This window comes from Pseudomonas sp. R38(2017), from assembly GCF_002112395.1.
GTDB lineage: Bacteria > Pseudomonadota > Gammaproteobacteria > Pseudomonadales > Pseudomonadaceae > Aquipseudomonas.
The window spans coordinates 423,796-440,504 of sequence record NZ_NEHN01000005.1; the positions used below are offsets into that span (position 1 = coordinate 423,796).

The following is a 16,709-nucleotide window of genomic DNA, read 5'->3' on the forward strand; positions in this document are numbered from 1 at the left end:
TCAGTTGGAAAACACGAACTGCCCTTTGATCTTTTTCGAGCCGATGAAACCGAGGTCGGGGAACAGCTTGGTTTTCAGCCACGCGACATAAAACACCAGGGCCAGGGTGAGGCCTGCGCTGACCAGCGTGGCCACCGGATCTTCGGCGTAGTCCTTGAACAGACGTGAAAACTGGCTGAGCGAGAGGATCACGAAAACGGTGTAGGTCTGCGCGGAGTACTTGTAAAAACCCCACGCAAACAGCAGAGGGATAGCGCCCCCGATCAGCGTAAGCACCAGAGCCAACCCGAGACTGGAGTTCCAGCCCAGGGCAAATCCGATCAGGGCACCGATCAACGCCTGAATGCCGAATAAAACAATCAGAATCGTGACCTTGCGCGCATGCTGGCGTCGCAGTGCCGGGTCAATGCGCGAACCGATCCAGTAAGCCAACACTCGATCCTTGACCGCCCCACCCGACAACGCCTTGAAGGTTTCGGTCTTCGAACGACCGGCATCCAGCATTTCATCCAGTTGTCGCTTGGTTTCCTTCTTGTCCAACGTCTTCATCCTTAAACAGAAATTGAAGCGGCCGATCCGCTTCCGGCGTCGATTCTGGCTGCTGGCTCTCTGGAAAGCAAAAAGCCGCTTCAACCCGAAGGTGGAAGCGGCCGAGGCAAAAGCCCCAGAGGGATCAGTGCACGAACAGGGCGATCAGGATGATGATCGGGATTGGCACGCCGAGGAAAAACAGCAGTAATGAGCGCATGGTGATGCTCCTTGATTAGCGGACTGGGGGCACAGTGGTCGTGGTGTAGGTTTCGACTTCGACGTACTCGACCGCATCCCGGCGGCGACCGCCGAAGGTGGCCGACAGGCTGGCGAAGAACGCACCGGCCAGCAGTGCGATGAACATCCACAGCGAGGTCCAGGCAGCGACTTTGGCGGCGGTGTCAGCGGCTTGCTGTGCTTTGATCTTGGCGTCGGCAATGGCTTTTTGCGTACGGGCGTAGATTTCATCGACGCGACGTTCGGCATCAGCCTGGGTCAGGTTGGTACGTTGCGCGACCAGTTGTGCGAGATAGGTACGATCCTCGGGGCTGAGCTGACCGTTGGCCAGGCTCTGGGCGAAAATCCGGGTCACGGTGCCACGGGCGGCGTCATCGCTGACGGCGGCGGGACGGTCATCGCGGAACAGGCTGTCAACGAAGTAACCATACTGATTGCTGTCGGTGTTGGCGGCGGCAGTACCGGCCGCTTGGGTCATGGCACTGGCCGCACCACCGGCGACACTCGCACCGGCCTGCACACCACCGCTGACGATGCTGCTGACCGAACCGACCACCAAAGTAGCCGTGACCAGCGTGGCCACGCACCAGGCGAGAAAACCATGGGCGGTGTCGCGGAAATACACCTCGTCACCGTGCATGTTCGCCCACTTCACCCGCAGACGACCGGCAATGTAGCCACCCAGGCCGGAAGCGATGATTTGTGTAGCGGCCAGCCAGACAATCGTTGAAATGCCCAGGCCCTTGGCGCTGACACCCTCCCCGGCCCACGGTGAAACAGCAGAGAAGCCCAGACCGAAGCCAAGCAGCACCAGAATCATCGACAGTGCCGCAGCGGCTGCGGCCCCGGCGAAGATCGCGCCCCAGGACACCCCTGAGACGTTGCTCGACTCGCCATCAAAGGCAGGATAAAACCCATCAGAGGATCTATTCATTGTTGTTCTGCTCCCAGCATGAAAAATGGTGTTACAACTCGTCAGCAGATGAATTGCAGTGACCGTGCCAGTCGCCAACATTAAATAAATCTTTGAAATTCAATGATTTAAAAATAAGGAACTTCCCGGGACCATGCAATTTGCAACAACGGTGCAATCGCAGCGGGTTTTATGCATTGGCACAAAAAAACGGCCCGGGCCGTTTGTATCAACTACAACATGAAAGTTAATTTAAAGCGTTATTGCAAAATCTTGGCAAAATGCTGCCATTCCGTTTGAACCGATCAGCAGGCCCACCATGACTCGCATCCTGACCATCGAAGACGACGCCGTGACCGCCCGGGAAATCGTCGCCGAACTGAGCAGCCACGGCCTCGACGTGGATTGGGTCGACAACGGCCGCGAAGGCCTCGACCGCGCCGTCAGCGGCAATTACGACCTGATTACCCTCGACCGCATGCTGCCCGAACTCGATGGCCTGGCCATCGTCACCACCCTGCGTACCATGGGCGTGTCCACGCCGATCCTGATGATCAGCGCCCTGTCCGATGTCGATGAACGCGTGCGCGGCCTGCGCGCCGGCGGTGACGATTACCTGACCAAACCCTTCGCCACCGACGAGATGGCGGCCCGGGTCGAAGTATTGCTGCGCCGCCAGAACAACGGCGGCACTCAGCCGACTACTCTGCGTGTGGCGGACCTGGAACTGGACCTGATCAGCCACGAAGCCAGCCGTGCCGAACAGGTGCTGACGCTGTTGCCGACCGAATACAAACTGCTGGAATTCCTGATGCGCAACAGCGGCCAGATCCTGTCGCGGATGATGATTTTCGAGGAAGTCTGGGGCTATCACTTCGACCCGGGCACCAACCTGATCGACGTGCACATCGGTCGCCTGCGCAAGAAGATCGACCCGCCGGGCAACGTCCCGCTGATCCGCACGGTGCGAGGCTCGGGTTATGTCATTGCCGAACCCGTCTGACGGTTGGCGTTCCTCCAGCAGCCGGCTGCTGGCGCTTTACAGTTCGTTGTTCGTGGCCTGGAGCGGGATCCTCATGGGGGTCATGTATTTTGAGGTGTCCGGTTACCTCGACAACCTGGCCAAGCATTCGTTGATGCAGCGTCAGCACCTGTTCTCGCACTTTCGCGGCGAACAGCTGGAAGATGCACTCGCCGCCAGCATGACCTTCGATATTCGCGGAATCGACGCCTACGGCCTGTTCGCCGCCGACCACACTTACCTCGGCGGGGCTTTGCAGCAGATGCCTGCCGGCCTGCCGCTGGACGGCAAGATCCACGAACTGCGCGACTGCTCCGAATCCGACGACCCGACCCTGCCCGCCGACAGCTGCGATGCGGTCGCCACGCCGACCCGCGACGGTCGCTGGCTGGTGCTGGTGCGCGACAACGGCTCGCTGTTCGCCGTGACTCGGATCATTCTGCGCGCCCTGCTCTGGGGCGTTTCGCTGACGATTGTGCCGGGGATCATCGGCTGGCATTTGCTGCGTCGCCGGCCGTTGCGGCGAATCCGCGCGATTCAGGCCAGTGCCCAGTCAATCGTTGCCGGTGACCTGACCCACCGCCTGCCCGTGTCCAATCGCCGCGACGAACTGGACATGCTCGCGGCCATCGTCAACGCCATGCTCGATCGCATCGAGCGCCTGATGAACGAAGTCAAAGGCGTGTGCGACAACATCGCTCACGACCTGCGCACCCCGCTGACCCGCCTGCGAGCGCAGTTGTATCGCATGCAACAGCAGGCCGGCGAAGGCTCGCCGGAGGCCGCGCAACTGGATCTGGTGCTGGCCGAGGCGGATACGCTGATGGCGCGTTTTCGGGGTTTGCTGAGGATTTCCGAACTGGAAGACCGCCAGCGCCGTTCCGGATTCGTGGAGCTCGATCCGGTGCGGCTGCTGCAGGAGCTGCACGAGTTCTACCTGCCGCTGGCCGAGGAAGACGAACTGCGTTTCGAGCTGAACATGCCGGAAACCCTGCCGATGCTCAATGGTGACCGAGCGCTGTTGTTTGAGGCGCTGGCCAACCTGTTGAGCAACTCGATCAAGTTCACCCCGCCGGGAGGCACGGTGATTTTGCGTGGGGTCAATGATGCGGGACATACGCGGATCGAAGTGCACGATTCCGGCCCCGGCATTCCAGAGTCGGAACGGGAAGCGGTGTTCCAGCGTTTCTATCGCGCTGAGGGCGGGCAACCGCAAAGCGGTTTCGGGCTGGGGCTGTCGATCGTCGCGGCGATTGTCAGCCTGCACGGGTTCAGTCTTGAGGTGGGTCGCAGCGACCTGGGTGGGGCGAAACTGGTGCTTGATTGTCGACAGCGTCTGATTTCACAGTCCTGACTTTTGGGCAGTGATCGTTCCCACGTGCGTGGGAACGATCATGAAACTCAGGCCGGGTAGTTGGCCCGCAGCGCTTCCAGTCCACCCTGATAGATGCCGCTGAACAGCGCCACCACATCCTCATCGCTCACGCCCTTGGCGGTGAAGCGCCCCGACCACGTCACCTTCGCGCCCTGACCCTGGGCTTCGACGCGAATCGTCGCCAGATAATCGGTGGCCGGAAACGGTGCCTGGAGGATCGAATAGCTGTAGGTCTTGCCGGCGTTATCGAAGCTTTCCAGGCGCTCGACCACCTCCCCGCCATCGGCGGTTTGCAGGCTGCGCACACGCCCGCCCTCACTCAGTTCACTCTTGGGAATGAACGGCAGCCAGTCCGGCAGCGTGTTGAAGCCGCCGATCAATTGCCAGACCTGATCGGCCGAAGCCGGGATGTCGATGGATGCTGATGCTGTTGCCATAAATAAATGTCTCTCTCAAAAATTCAGATTGCCAGGCTGTCGACCACGCCGCCGTCGACGCGCAGTGCGGCGCCGGTGGTGGCCGAGGACAGCGGTGAAGCGATGTACGTCACCAGGTGCGCGACTTCTTCGACATTGGCCACGCGCTGGATGATCGAGGTCGGACGTGCTCGGCGCACAAAGGCGTCGGCTTCATCCCGCAGGCTGCGACCGGATTCGGCAGCGGCGTCCTTGAGCATCTCTTCGACGCCATCGGTGAAGGTCGGCCCGGGCAGGATTGCATTGACCGTAACCCCGGTGCCGGCCAGGCGTTTGGCCAGACCATGGGACACCGCGAGGTTGGCGCTTTTGGTCACGCCGTAGTTGATCATGTCGGCCGGGGTCGCCACGCCGGATTCCGAAGACAGGAAGATCACCCGGCCCCAGCCCTGCTCGACCATCGCCGGCACGTAATGCCGCGACAGGCGCACGCCGGAAATCACGTTGATTTCATAGAAGCGCGTCCACTCATCGTCGGGCGCGTCGAAGAAATCCACGGCGTTGTAGATCCCCAGGTTGTTCACCAGGATGTCGGCTTTCGGTTCGGCGGCAAACAGCTTTTGCGCGCCTTCGGCCGTGCCCAGATCCGCCGTCAGACCGCGCAGTTTCGCGCCCGGAACGGCTTGTCGAATGCTCGCCAGCGCCTGGTCGACCTTGGCCGAGTCTCGGCCGATCACCACCACCGTGGCGCCCGCCTCGGCCAGCGACTGGCTGATGCCCAAACCGATACCCGCCGTGCTGCCGCTGACAATCGCCAGTTTTCCGCTCAGATCGATCTTCATGCTTTCACCTCGTCGATAGGTAATGGTGCACGTTCGGACACCAGTTTCGCTTCACGCATGGCCTGCCAGAAACCGGCCGGAATGACCGCCGACAGCGCCGCCATGTCTTCGGCGATGCGCCCCGGTTTGCTCGCGCCGGGAATCACTGCCGCCACTGCCGGATTGGCCAGCGAGAATTGTAGTGCAGCCGCTTTGATATCCACGCCGTGGGCCGCGGCGATGCGTTTGATCTGTTCGACCTTGGCAATGATTTGTGGGCTGGCCTTCTGGTATTCGAAGTGCGCGCCACCGGCCAGGATCCCCGAGCTGTAAGGGCCGCCGACGACGATTTCAACGTTCTGCGCCCGCGCCGAATCCATCAGGCGCTGCAGGGCCCGTTCATGGTCCAGAAGAGTGTAGCGGCCGGCCAGCAGAAAGCCGTCGGGCTGCGCCTCGATCAGATCAAGGGTCAATTCGCAGGGTTCAACCTTGTTCACGCCCAGCCCCCAGCCCTTGATCACGCCCTCTTCACGCAGACGGGTCAGGACTTTGAAGGCGCCGGTGCGGGCCTGATTGAAGTACTCCAGCCATTGGTCGCCGTAGAAATCCTGAGCGATGTCGTGAACCCAGACGATGTCGAGGCGATCGGTTTTCAGGCGTTCGAGGCTGTCTTCGATCGAGCGCAAGGTGGCGTCGGCGCTGTAGTCGTTGACGATCTTGTTCGGGCGACCGTGTTCGAACACCCCGCTTTTCTCGCCCAGATCCCGGGCGGCGGCGTCTTCGACTTCATCGAGAATCACCCGGCCGACCTTGGTGCTGAGCACATAGTCGTCGCGCTTGTAGCGGGACAGTGCTTCGCCGAGGCGGATTTCCGAGAGGCCCGAGCCGTAGAACGGCGCGGTGTCAAAATAACGCACGCCGGCATCCCACGCCGCATGCACGGTGGCCTGGGCTTCTTCCTCAGGAATGGCACGGAACATGTTGCCCAGTGGCGCAGTGCCGAAGCCCAAATGGCCGGGCAGCTTGTCTTTCAAACTCATGGGGATTTCCTCGTAGTGTCTGGGTCGTGGATGACCGTTGAGCAGATCCTAGATTGCGACAATCAGACCGTCCAAGACATAATGCGCAGCACTTGAGTCCCTGAAGGTCTGACATGATCGATTTCCGCCAATTGCGCTACTTCGTAGTCGTCGCCGAAGAAGAGCACGTCGGCCGCGCGGCTGAGCGCCTGCATATTTCTCAATCGCCGCTGAGCCGGCAGATCGCCCAGCTCGAAGAGCGCCTGGGCCTGACCCTGTTCGAACGCAGCCAGCAGCGCATCCGCCTGACCCGCGACGGCCAGACGTTCCTCGCCGAGACCCGCGCCCTGCTGACCCACGCCAATCGCCTGGAATCCCTCGGCAAACGTCTGGGCCGTGGCGAAGAAGGTGGTTTGTGCATTGGCTATATCGAGAACGCCATGCATGCAGGTGTTTTGCCCAACGCATTGCGCGTGCTGCGGGGAGATCGGCCGAACGTGCATGTCGCGCTGTACAACCTCAGCTCCGCCGAACAACTTGAGGGCCTGCGTCAGCGTAGCCTCGATATTGCGCTGGTCAGCGAACCGCCGATGACCGACGATCCTGACTTGCTGGGCTTTCAGGTGTTGGACGATCCGATGTTGTTGGCGCTGCCGGAACAGCATCCACTGGCCGCACAGGCATCGCTGAGCCCGGAGGATCTGGCCACTCAGGAATGGATCGGCGTGCAACCGCGTCAGGATGCCTGCGACGACTTCCTCAGCGCCTGCCTGCGCGCCGGCTTCACCCCGGATGTGCGCATGCAGGCGACCGAGCCGTTTACCGCGTTGGGGTTGGTCGCTTCGGGGCTGGGGATTGCAATGATCCAGAAAGGCCTGAGCCACAACGCCCCGCCGGGTGTGGTGTTGCGGGAGGTGCCGTGGCTGGCGTTTACCACGCCGTTGTGGGCGGCTTGGCATCGGATCAATTTGCGGCCGTTGGTGGAGACATTCAGGACGATGCTGACGGGCCCGGACATCTCGGGGGCGTGACTAAAGGCGTGGTTCAAACGCCCAACCGCGCCCACCCCGCGACCAACTGCGCACTGATACTCACCCCGCCACACACCACAATCACCACATCCCGAGCCCCCGCCAGCGCTGGATGATCCAGATAAGCCACCGCCAGCGACACCCCGCATGCCGGCTCCACCAGTTGCCGCAGATCACTGGCATAATGCACCACGCCCATGATCGCGTCGTCATCGGACAGCACCAGACATTCGTGATCGAACTCGCCGATGTGTTGCACCGGCCACGCCGCTACCTGCGCGGCGCCAAGGGAGGTAGCGACGGTGTCGATCTTGCTCAGGCGTACCGGGTGGCCGGCCTGTACGGCGGCGGCAAACGAGGCGGCGCCCTGGGTTTCGCAGGTGATGATCCGACAGTCACGTCGGTGGTGGCGCAGCAGTCCGGTGAGGATCCCAGCCAGCAATCCCCCGCCGCCGACCGAGGTAACCACGCTGTCGACCTGCGGGCAGTCTTCGAGGATTTCGTCGATCATCGTGCTGTGCCCTTGCCACAACACCGGGTGGTCGAACGCCGGGACGTACTCGGTGTCTGCCGCGCTGGCCATTTCTCGCGCACGCTGGTTGGCTTCGTCCCAGACTTTGCCGTGGACGATGACTTCGGCGCCGGTGCGGCGAATCCGCGCACGGGTCGCTTCGGGGGTGGTGTGCGGCACCACGATGCAGGCTTGCAAACCCAGACTGGCCGCCGCCACCGCCGTAGCCAGGCCTGCATTGCCGCCGGACGGGCAGACGACTTTGCGTTTGCCCTGCGCCGCCGCCTGACTGCACAACAACCCCATGCCCCGCAGTTTGAAAGAGCCGCTGGGTTGCAGGTTTTCCAGTTTCAGCCAGATACGCCGGGAGGTGGTCGACAGAGTCGGATGGAGGATCAACGGCGTGCGGATGTGCAGCATGGCGGGCTCCTGTTGAGGCCACGTCCGGGCGACCGCTGCGTCGGAGCGTGGGCGGATGAAAGTGAAACGTCCCTGCCTGAAGCTTAGTTCACCTCGCCCACACAACGCTGAACGCCGGGGATCGTGCCCGGATCTACACTGAACGGAACAGCCGTGAGGTGCCTATGAAAATGTCAGCACAAATGACCGTGGTCGCGGTGCTTGCCACCCTCGCCTATCTCGGGCTGGCGATGTGGGGCATCGGTGGTGTGGCGGTGTTCTTTTCCCACGGCGCGCTGGTGGTAGTTGCGATGGCGACGCTGGCGATGGTCGTGGTGTCGTTGTTCAGCGAAGTGAACCTCAATTCCGGCGAGCGCGAGGACCGGGCCAATCGCTGGGTGATTCCGGCGTTCGGCGTGATCGGGTTGGTCAGTGCTTTTCTGCCGGCTTACTGCGACCGCGTCGGGTTCTGGACCGTGGGCCGTGAAGGCACCCGTTGGCTGGGGGCGTTGTTGTTCATCGCCGGCGGCGCGTTGCGGCTATGGCCGGTGTTTGTGCTGGGGCATCGGTTCAGCGGCCTGGTGGCGATTCAGCCGGGACATCGTCTGGTGACCGATGGCATCTACACCCGCCTGCGCAATCCCAGCTATCTGGGGCTGGTCGTCAATGCACTGGGCTGGGCACTGGCGTTTCGTTCGGTCGTCGGGATCTTGCTGGCGGCGCTGACGCTGATCCCGCTGATCGCCCGCATCCATTCAGAAGAAGCCTTGCTGCGCACCCAGTTCGGCGCCGAATACGATGCCTATTGCGCGCGCAGCTGGCGGTTGTTGCCGGGCGTTTACTGAGGTTGCAGGCGTAACTGGCCGTTGTTGTCGATGCTCAGCGCAACGTCGCGGTAACTGGCGATGGTCGCGTGTGAGGTCTCAATCGGATGCTGGTGAGTGGCGGTGATGATCATCAGCGGCGCACCGGCCGCTTCTGCCGCCTGAATACCGACAGTAGCGTCTTCGAAAATCAGGCAATCGGCCGGTTCAAGACCCAAACTTTTTGCGGCCAGTCGGTAGCCGGCCGGGTCTGGTTTGCCCGCCGTCACGTCTTCGGCCGTGATCATCACCGCAGGCTCGGGAATCCCCGCCGCCGCCATCCGTCGCAACGCCAGATCCCGTGGCGCCGAGGTCACGATGGCCCACTGGTTTGTCGGCAATGACTTGAGAAACGCCGCCGCACCGGGAATCTCGACAATGCCTTCAACGTCTTCGATTTCCGCTTCAGTGATGAACGCCGCTTGCGCCTCGGCGTCCACCCCCGGCAGATTCAGGCGAGTGATGGTATCGATGGCGCGCACGCCGTGGATGGTAGGCAGAAACGTTTCGACGTTCACCCCGTGGCGCTCGGCCCAGGCCGCCCAGATTCGCTCGGCAGCGGCGATGGAGTTGAGGACGGTGCCGTCCATGTCGAACAGGAACGCGCCGAACGCGCGATTGAAAACAGCATCATGAGCAGACAAGGGATCGCATCCTTAAGCAGAGCCGAGCAAATGTGTCCGGCAATGTAGCATCTGCCGCGGGCTTCAGTGCGGACGCGGCGCCTTGGATTTGAACGCGTCGTCCACACAATCGAGCAACTGGCCGATGGCCCAGGGCTTCTTGATGAACGCCACCGGATGGCGGACGCCGGAAGTTTCCGGCGTTTCATAGCCGGACATGACCATCACCGGTTTTTCCGGCCAGCGCTCGCCCACCAGATTGGCCAGGTCCGCCCCATTGAGAGTGCCGGGCATGGTGATGTCGGTGAGCAGCAGCGCGACTTCCGGCGCGTGCTCTTCCAGGTATTGCGACGCCGCATCGGCACTGGTCTGCGGCTCGACCTTGAAACCTTCCTCCTGAAGAATTTCGCACAGAAACTCCAGAATCAACGGATCGTCTTCCACTACCAGAATCAACCCGCTAGGAAGGTGCGCGCTCGAAGACGGAACTGGACACATGAACTGGCACTCCCTGAACAACATGAACGTTTTCAGCGGAATGAAACCGCTGCTTATCTGGTATGAGCGGCACCTTGTACAGAAATTCATTTTTGATACAGGTCTTTTCGATAACGGCGGTCGGCGGGCCATCGCCACGGCGCATTTGTGGTTAAAATGCCCGCCCTTTTTGCTGGCCGATCCCGATTGATGAACCCTCAAGCCCTCGCCGTTCTCCACGCCCACCTGCTCACCGCGCTGACTTCGGCACCGGCCGAAACCCGGCGCCTGTTCCATGGCCGTGGACGCTGCTGGCCGGGGCTGGAGCAAGTCACCGTGGACTGGCTGCAAGGCGTGGTGCTGGTGTCGCTGTTCAAGGAACCCGAGGCCTCGCAACTGGAAGACCTCAAGCATCTGTTGCTGGAGATCACTCATTCGGAGCAATGGCAGCAATCCGGTGCTCACACCCTGCTGATCCAGCACCGCTACCTGCCGCAGAGCACCGCCGAATGGCTGCTGGGGGACGAGATCGACGAGATGACCATCGTCGAGGACGGGCTGAAATACCGCGTGGATCTGGGCCGCAAGCAGAACGCCGGGCTATTCCTCGACATGCGTTACGGCCGCAACTGGGTGCGCGAGCATGCAGCCGGCAAACGGGTGCTGAACCTGTTCGCCTACACCTGCGGTTTTTCGGTAGCGGCCATCGAGGGCGGTGCCAGCCATGTGGTCAACCTCGACATGTCCCGCGCGGCGCTGAGCCGGGGCCGCGACAATCATCGTCTCAACGGCCATGACCTGAGCAAGGTGAGTTTCCTCGGCCACGACCTGTTCAAGTCCTGGGGCAAGGTGATCAACAGCGGCCCGTACGATCTGGTGATCATCGACCCGCCGTCCTTCCAGAAAGGCAGCTTCCTGCTGACCAAGGATTACCAGCGCGTGCTGCGCCGCCTGCCGGAACTGCTGACAGCACAGGGCACGGTGCTGGCGTGCATGAACGATCCTTCGTTCGGTTCGGATTTCCTGATCGACGGCGTGACCCAAGAGGCGCCGAGTCTGCGTTTCGAGCAGCGGCTGGAGAACCCGCCAGAGTTTCCGGATATTGACCCGGAAAGCGGCCTGAAGGCGCTGCTGTTCAAGCAGATCGGATGACCCCGTCAGAGCGGGCGCAACACCAGCGCAAACAATTCGCCATGCCCGGTGACGTTGAGCTTGTGATAGAGATTGCGCCGATGGACCTTCACGGTCTCCGGCGAAATGTTCATGTGCTGAGCCATGGCCTTGCTGGAAAAGCCCTGGAGAATCAGGCGTGCCGTGTCGATTTCGCGTGCGGTCAGCCGCGCGTCGAAACGATCCAGCAAGGCGGCCAGATCACCGACCGGTGCCTCGACGGCCGCGCCTTGCGGCGGCATCAACTGCACGTGCCGACGCATTGCTGACAACACCCAGTCCCGCACGCAGAGCAGGCGCCCCTGCTCCTGCAAACTGAACGCCGTCGAACGGCCCATCGACAAGCCCAGCACGCCGCCATCGAGGTTCACCATGAATTGCAGCTCATCCGCCCCGACCACCGAACGGAAGTAGCTCAGGTAGTACTCGCTGTGCAGAAACTGGTCCGGCGCCACGGCCGCGAGACTGTGCAAACCGTCGGCAATCCCGGCGACGGAGGCCTGATAGAACGGATCGAGCAAGTACATACCGGCACAGTAACCGGCCAGTTCTTCCTGCTCGTCGGCGCGACCCTGGCTGTCGAAGTCGATCAGCAATTGCGGCGGCCGCCCCGCCTGCATCACCGCCACCAGAGCATTGTCCAGCGGCACCAGCAGCCGCACCGTATCGACCAGCGCCCGCCAGAAGCCCTCCTGACCGACCGTGGCGAACAGCCGCGACAAGCTCTGATGCACCGGCAATTCCTGCAGCAACGCGTCCACGCACTACCCCTTTTGAGTAACCCATGATGGGAATGGGTGCGGCGCGGCCCGCCCGATAGGCTGACCACTCCTGTTCATCACCGGCCTGCCAACAGGCCAGGAGTGCCGCATCATGCGTTGTCATCGTGGGTATATCAACCTGGGCCTGGCGGGCGTTGTGTCCGTCGCACTGACCGCGCAAGCGGCCGAAGCGCCGAGCGTGCATGTTTACAACTGGTACGACTACATCGGCCCGAACACCCTGCATGATTTCAAGCGAGACAGCGGCATCGAACCGGTCTACGACACCTTCGACAGCGCCGAGGTACTGGAAGGCAAACTGATGACCAGTCACAGCGGATACGACGTGGTGGTGGCGAGCAACTTCAGTCTGCCGACCCTGATCAAGGCTGGCGCCCTCGCCCCGCTACCCCGCAATCAACTGCCGGGCTGGAAGAATCTCGACAACGATCTGCTCGGCAAACTGGCCAACAACGACCCCGGCAACCAGTACGCCGTGCCGTATCTGTGGGGCACCAACGGCATCGGCTACAACGTCGACAAGGTGCGCGCCGTGCTGGGCGACAAGGCGCCGGTGGATTCCTGGGATCTGGTGTTCAAGGAGGAGAACCTGGCCAAACTCGGCGAATGCGGCGTGGCGATGCTTGATTCACCATCGGAAATGCTCCCGGTCGCGCTGCACTATCTCGGCCTGCCGCCCAACAGCACCAACGCCGAGGACTATCAGAAAGCCGAAGCGCTGCTGCTGAAACTGCGCCCGCACATCGCCTACTTCAACTCTTCGAAATTCATCAGCGACCTGTCCAACGGCAACATTTGCGTGGCGGTCGGCTGGTCCGGCGCGATGCTCGAAGCCAAGACCAACGCCGAGCAGGCCGGCAACGGTGTGAAGATCCAGTACAGCCTGCCGAAAGAAGGCGCGCCGGTGTGGTTCGACACGCTGGTACTGCTCAAGGACGCGCCGCATCCGACTCAGGGCCTGGCGTTCATCGACTACCTGCTGCGGCCCGATGTGATTGCATTGGTCAGCGATCACCTGTCCTACCCCAACGGCAACCGCGCCGCCACCGCGCTGGTCGCCGAAGCCACCCGCGACAACCCGGCGGTGTATCCGTCTGCCACAGCGATGGCGACGTTGTTCACCCTCGAGCCCCTGCCCAAAGCCACCGAACGGGTGCGCACCCGGGTCTGGAGCAAGGTCAAGAACGGCCAATAATCAAAAATGAACAGAGAAGAAAACACCATGAATCCAAGAGCCCGCGACCTCGACATCCGCATCGGCCAACTGCAGCCCGGCCCGCTCAATGCCATCACCGACGTGCCCGGCGTGCGGGTCGGCCACAGCAATGTGCGGGGGCAAAGCGCCTCTGGGCGCGACATCTGCACCGGCGTTACCCTGATCGAACCCCGTGCCGGCTCGACCAATGCACAACCGTGTTTTGCCGGCGTTCACGTACTCAACGGCAACGGCGATGCCACGGGGCTGGAATGGATTCGCGAAGCCGGCCTGCTGACCAGCCCGATTGCCTTCACCAACACCCACAGCCTCGGCGTGGTGCGCGATGCCTTGATCGAACTGGATCGCGCGCAGCAACCGGACGACGGTCGTCTCTACTGGAACATGCCGGTGGTGCTGGAAACCTTCGATGGCTTGCTCAACGATATCAATGGCTTTCACGTGAAGCCCGAACACGTGGCCGAGGCGATGAGCAATGCCGTTGACGGCCCGGTGCAGGAAGGCGCGGTGGGCGGTGGCAGCGGCATGATCTGCCATGAATTCAAGGGCGGGATCGGCACCGCATCGCGCCGATTGAGCAAGGCTCAGGGCGGCTGGACGGTGGGCGCCATCGTTCAGGCCAACCACGGGATTCGCAGCGAATTGCGGGTCGACGGCTACCCGGTCGGGCGCTATATGGAACAGGTGGATTCGCCGTTCCTGCGCGCGTCATTGCCGCACCCGGGCATGGGTTCGATCGTGGTTTGCCTGGCCACCGATGCGCCGTTGTTGCCGCATCAATGCACGCGACTGGCACAACGGGCGAGCCTCGGTCTGGCGCGTACCGGCGGCGGTAACGAAGACCACAGCGGTGACATCTTCATCGCCTTCACCACCGGCAACGACCACATCCCGCCCGCCGCCTATGAAGGCAAAGGCGCGTCGACCTGTGACGGCTTGCGGATGGTCAACAACGACCACATCAGCGAGTTGTTTCTGGCGGCGACCGAGGCGGTTGAAGAGGCGATCATCAACGCCTTGCTGGCCAGCGACAGCACCGAAGGCAACGGGCATTCGGTGCCGGGGCTGGATGCTGCGACCTTGCTCGCCGCCCTCGAAAAAGCAGGCTGGCCCGGCGCTCGCTGAAACTGTTCCCAAAGACCATTAGCGGAACAACCCAAGTCCGAGTTCGCGCGCCGCCTGCAGTTGCACCGCAGGGTCGCGCAGCTCGGACTCCAGCAACAACGCCGAGCCGGCCACCGTCGCCCCGCAGTAGTCGAAGATGCCGTGATCGATCTGCACCTTCATCGCTGCGCCGTAGCCGTGGCGGTCGTAGGTGCGTGCATCGGCCCCGCCGAGTCCGACCAGATGCACGCGCAATCGTCCGGGCTTCTTCTGCGTCTTATCGCCGTCGAAATCAAACGCCCAGCCATTGCTGAACACCCGGTCGATCCAGCCCTTGAGCATCGCCGGCATCGACCACCAGAACACCGGATACACCAGCACCAGCGCATCGGCGCGGTCGATGCGTGCCTGTTCGGCCAAGACGTCGGCTGGCGGTGCGGATTCGCGATGATGCACGGCCCAATCGGCCACGCCAAAACGCGGATCGAATTTCTCGGCGTGCAGGTCAGCGATTTCGAAGGTGTTGGACGGATCACTCTCCGACAGGCCTTTGGCAATTTTCTGCGCCAGCGCATGGGTCAGCGAACGGGGGTCATCATGGGCCACAACTATCAATGCGTGCATGGGGAAATCTCCGGTTGGTGATTGCTGACCAAGGGCTTATCCTTTCGATAAGTTACACTTGGTAAGTTACCTTCAGTAAGTTACGTTTGGTATATAAGAAATGTCAACCACGGAAATCCCCGAACCCGTTCAACCCCGCCGACGCCTGTCCCGGGAAGACCGTCAGCGCCAGTTGCTCGACATGGCCTGGCAATTGATTCGCGAAGAAGGCACCGATGCCCTGACCTTGGGTTATCTGGCGGAAAAAGCCGGCGTGACCAAACCGGTGGTCTATGACCACTTCACCACCCGCGCCGGATTGCTCGCTGCGCTGTATCAGGATTTCGACAGGCGCCAGACCGCGCTGATGGATGTTGCGCTAGGTAATTGCGAGTCGACGCTAAGCGGCACCGCCTCGGTGATTGCCACGGCGTATGTCGACTGCGTGTTGACTCAAGGCAACGAGATTCCGGGGGTGATTGCCGCACTGGCCAGCACGCCGGAACTGGAGAAGATCAAGCGCGAGTACGAGGCGATCTTCCTGGAGAAATGCCGTCATGTGCTGTCGCCGTTCGCTGACGGGGGCGACATTACACAGGCGGGACTACGCGCCATGCTCGGTGCCGCCGAGGCTTTGTCTCAAGCAGCAGCGATCGGAGAAATCAGCGCCGCGCAGGCCCGCGACGAGCTGTTTGCAACCATCACCGCGATGGTCGAAAGGGCCGCCGTCAGCGCCGCCAAAGCAAGTGACTGACGGTACTTGAGAGCGCCGCCGCACCTTCCTAGGATAGGGATACGCAGTCGCTTGGTTCGCCAAACCATTGCGTAGGTGCGGGTGACCTGAACCCCAATCAAGCTCGCACCTTGTTCATGCGCATCTTGAGCCTCACGGGCTCTACTCCTCCCCATCAAAGAGTCTTGAGGCTCTTTTTTTGTCACTGAAAATCAGCGTTCCGGTTCGCGGCGGATTGAACGCCATGCCGCCTGCGCCAGCAACTCGCGATAAGCCTTCGGACTGCCCTGCACTCTTCCCGACAACCACGCGCGGCAATAGCTGTCGGCCTGGCCGACGATCAATGACGGCAGCAATTCGGCCGGGCAATCGTTGAGTTCGGCGGCGCGTCCGGACTCGGCGAGCCAGGTGCGCAGCCCCAGATTGCGCGTCTTGTTGCGAGCAGCAAGTTCGTCCTTGTGCGGCCCCCGGGTCACGGCATAACGCGCGTGATATTGGAACCGTGCCCATTCCGGCTGGTTCTCGACCCAATCGACGTAGCTGTAGACCAGCGCCTGCACGCCCTCTTCGGTTGTCGTTGCGTCGTTCAGATACGCGTCGCGCAAGCGCGCCTGATCTTCCAGCGCAGTGAAAAACAGTGCGGCCACCAGTCCTTCCTTGTTGCCGAAGTGGTGGTAGATCGCGCCGACGCTGGTGTCGCACTCGGCACGGATCATTTCGATGGTGGTGGCCTCGATCCCCTGTTCGTTGAACAGGCGCAAGGCCTCGCGAAAGATGTCGCGCTTGAGTTCGGCCCGGCGTCCGGGGTAGCTGCGCTCGAGGAGATCTGCGGTATCCATGGGGTTGAAGGCCTTGTAAATCCGG

At 61.9% G+C, this 16,709-nt stretch carries 21 protein-coding genes; 10 read left to right on the forward strand and 11 right to left on the reverse strand.

Annotated features, from left to right (window positions below):
- Complete coding sequence (locus tag CAF87_RS15010) at positions 1 to 540, reverse strand: hypothetical protein (RefSeq protein ID WP_085732264.1); 540 nt, start codon at positions 538 to 540, stop codon at positions 1 to 3.
- Here CAF87_RS15010 and CAF87_RS29040 point away from each other — a divergent pair.
- A complete protein-coding gene (locus tag CAF87_RS29040) occupies positions 533 to 739 on the forward strand; it encodes a hypothetical protein (protein ID WP_139831730.1) in 207 nt (68 codons plus the stop codon). The genes CAF87_RS15010 and CAF87_RS29040 overlap by 8 nt on opposite strands.
- A 24-nt stretch (positions 740 to 763) precedes the next feature.
- On the opposite strand, the gene CAF87_RS15015 is transcribed toward CAF87_RS29040, so the two are convergent.
- Positions 764 to 1,702, reverse strand: a complete 939-nt coding sequence (locus CAF87_RS15015; protein ID WP_085732088.1) for a hypothetical protein — start codon at positions 1,700 to 1,702, stop codon at positions 764 to 766.
- 298 nt (positions 1,703 to 2,000) lie between these two features.
- On the opposite strand from CAF87_RS15015, the gene CAF87_RS15020 reads away from it, so the two are divergent.
- Together CAF87_RS15020 and CAF87_RS15025 are read left to right on the forward strand one after the other, a co-directional pair.
- The gene (locus CAF87_RS15020) at positions 2,001 to 2,684 is read left to right on the forward strand and encodes a response regulator transcription factor (RefSeq protein ID WP_085711556.1); all 684 of its coding nucleotides are present in this window, start codon (positions 2,001 to 2,003) and stop codon (positions 2,682 to 2,684) included.
- Positions 2,662 to 4,056, forward strand: a complete 1,395-nt coding sequence (locus CAF87_RS15025) for a HAMP domain-containing sensor histidine kinase (RefSeq protein WP_085732089.1) — start codon at positions 2,662 to 2,664, stop codon at positions 4,054 to 4,056. Before CAF87_RS15020 ends, CAF87_RS15025 begins: the two co-directional genes overlap by 23 nt.
- A 47-nt stretch (positions 4,057 to 4,103) precedes the next feature.
- Here the strand turns inward: CAF87_RS15025 and CAF87_RS15030 are convergent, their stop codons facing one another.
- The 3 genes from CAF87_RS15030 to CAF87_RS15040 are packed head-to-tail and all read right to left on the reverse strand — an operon-like array spanning position 4,104 to position 6,354.
- Positions 4,104 to 4,514: an SRPBCC family protein gene (locus CAF87_RS15030; RefSeq protein WP_085732090.1), complete on the reverse strand. Its 411-nt coding sequence runs from the start codon at positions 4,512 to 4,514 to the stop codon at positions 4,104 to 4,106.
- A gap of 23 nt (positions 4,515 to 4,537) precedes the next feature.
- The gene (locus tag CAF87_RS15035; RefSeq protein ID WP_085732091.1) at positions 4,538 to 5,335 is read right to left on the reverse strand and encodes an SDR family NAD(P)-dependent oxidoreductase; all 798 of its coding nucleotides are present in this window, start codon (positions 5,333 to 5,335) and stop codon (positions 4,538 to 4,540) included.
- Positions 5,332 to 6,354, reverse strand: coding sequence for an aldo/keto reductase (locus CAF87_RS15040; protein ID WP_085732092.1), 1,023 nt, complete (start codon positions 6,352 to 6,354; stop codon positions 5,332 to 5,334). Before CAF87_RS15040 ends, CAF87_RS15035 begins: the two co-directional genes overlap by 4 nt.
- A 113-nt stretch (positions 6,355 to 6,467) precedes the next feature.
- Here CAF87_RS15040 and CAF87_RS15045 point away from each other — a divergent pair, with 113 nt between their 5' ends.
- The gene (locus tag CAF87_RS15045; protein WP_085732093.1) at positions 6,468 to 7,364 is read left to right on the forward strand and encodes a LysR substrate-binding domain-containing protein; all 897 of its coding nucleotides are present in this window, start codon (positions 6,468 to 6,470) and stop codon (positions 7,362 to 7,364) included.
- Between the two features lie 13 nt (positions 7,365 to 7,377).
- On the opposite strand, the gene CAF87_RS15050 is transcribed toward CAF87_RS15045, so the two are convergent.
- Positions 7,378 to 8,295 carry a pyridoxal-phosphate dependent enzyme gene (locus CAF87_RS15050; RefSeq protein WP_085732094.1) on the reverse strand — a complete coding sequence of 306 codons (918 nt, stop codon included), beginning with the start codon at positions 8,293 to 8,295 and terminating at the stop codon, positions 7,378 to 7,380.
- 164 nt (positions 8,296 to 8,459) lie between these two features.
- Between CAF87_RS15050 and CAF87_RS15055 the strand changes: the two genes are divergently transcribed.
- Complete coding sequence (locus CAF87_RS15055) at positions 8,460 to 9,119, forward strand: isoprenylcysteine carboxylmethyltransferase family protein (RefSeq protein ID WP_085732095.1); 660 nt, start codon at positions 8,460 to 8,462, stop codon at positions 9,117 to 9,119.
- Here the strand turns inward: CAF87_RS15055 and CAF87_RS15060 are convergent.
- Together CAF87_RS15060 and CAF87_RS15065 are read right to left on the reverse strand one after the other, a co-directional pair.
- Positions 9,113 to 9,781: an HAD-IA family hydrolase gene (locus CAF87_RS15060; RefSeq protein WP_085732096.1), complete on the reverse strand. Its 669-nt coding sequence runs from the start codon at positions 9,779 to 9,781 to the stop codon at positions 9,113 to 9,115. The genes CAF87_RS15055 and CAF87_RS15060 overlap by 7 nt on opposite strands.
- Positions 9,782 to 9,844: 63 nt before the next feature.
- Positions 9,845 to 10,258, reverse strand: a complete 414-nt coding sequence (locus tag CAF87_RS15065) for a response regulator (protein WP_085732097.1) — start codon at positions 10,256 to 10,258, stop codon at positions 9,845 to 9,847.
- Between CAF87_RS15065 and CAF87_RS15070 the strand changes: the two genes are divergently transcribed.
- Entirely contained in the window at positions 10,257 to 10,448 is a 192-nt protein-coding gene (locus CAF87_RS15070) for a hypothetical protein (RefSeq protein WP_085732098.1), read from the forward strand. The genes CAF87_RS15065 and CAF87_RS15070 overlap by 2 nt on opposite strands.
- Complete coding sequence (locus tag CAF87_RS15075; protein ID WP_085732099.1) at positions 10,448 to 11,389, forward strand: class I SAM-dependent methyltransferase; 942 nt, start codon at positions 10,448 to 10,450, stop codon at positions 11,387 to 11,389. Before CAF87_RS15070 ends, CAF87_RS15075 begins: the two co-directional genes overlap by 1 nt.
- A gap of 5 nt (positions 11,390 to 11,394) precedes the next feature.
- Here CAF87_RS15075 and CAF87_RS15080 read toward each other — a convergent pair whose 3' ends face one another.
- Positions 11,395 to 12,168 (reverse strand): helix-turn-helix transcriptional regulator, encoded by a 774-nt coding sequence (locus CAF87_RS15080; protein WP_085732100.1) that lies wholly within the window; start codon positions 12,166 to 12,168, stop codon positions 11,395 to 11,397.
- Between the two features lie 112 nt (positions 12,169 to 12,280).
- On the opposite strand from CAF87_RS15080, the gene CAF87_RS15085 reads away from it, so the two are divergent.
- Positions 12,281 to 13,384 carry an extracellular solute-binding protein gene (locus CAF87_RS15085; RefSeq protein WP_085732101.1) on the forward strand — a complete coding sequence of 368 codons (1,104 nt, stop codon included), beginning with the start codon at positions 12,281 to 12,283 and terminating at the stop codon, positions 13,382 to 13,384.
- Between the two features lie 27 nt (positions 13,385 to 13,411).
- The gene (locus CAF87_RS15090) at positions 13,412 to 14,530 is read left to right on the forward strand and encodes a P1 family peptidase (RefSeq protein WP_085732265.1); all 1,119 of its coding nucleotides are present in this window, start codon (positions 13,412 to 13,414) and stop codon (positions 14,528 to 14,530) included.
- Positions 14,531 to 14,548: 18 nt separating this feature from the next.
- Here the strand turns inward: CAF87_RS15090 and CAF87_RS15095 are convergent, their stop codons facing one another.
- Entirely contained in the window at positions 14,549 to 15,133 is a 585-nt protein-coding gene (locus CAF87_RS15095) for an NAD(P)H-dependent oxidoreductase (RefSeq protein ID WP_085732102.1), read from the reverse strand.
- Positions 15,134 to 15,233: 100 nt separating this feature from the next.
- Between CAF87_RS15095 and CAF87_RS15100 the strand changes: the two genes are divergently transcribed.
- Positions 15,234 to 15,866: a TetR/AcrR family transcriptional regulator gene (locus tag CAF87_RS15100; RefSeq protein WP_085732103.1), complete on the forward strand. Its 633-nt coding sequence runs from the start codon at positions 15,234 to 15,236 to the stop codon at positions 15,864 to 15,866.
- Between the two features lie 191 nt (positions 15,867 to 16,057).
- Here CAF87_RS15100 and CAF87_RS15105 read toward each other — a convergent pair whose 3' ends face one another.
- A complete protein-coding gene (locus CAF87_RS15105; protein WP_085732104.1) occupies positions 16,058 to 16,684 on the reverse strand; it encodes a TetR/AcrR family transcriptional regulator in 627 nt (208 codons plus the stop codon).
- Positions 16,685 to 16,709 lie beyond the last annotated feature (25 nt).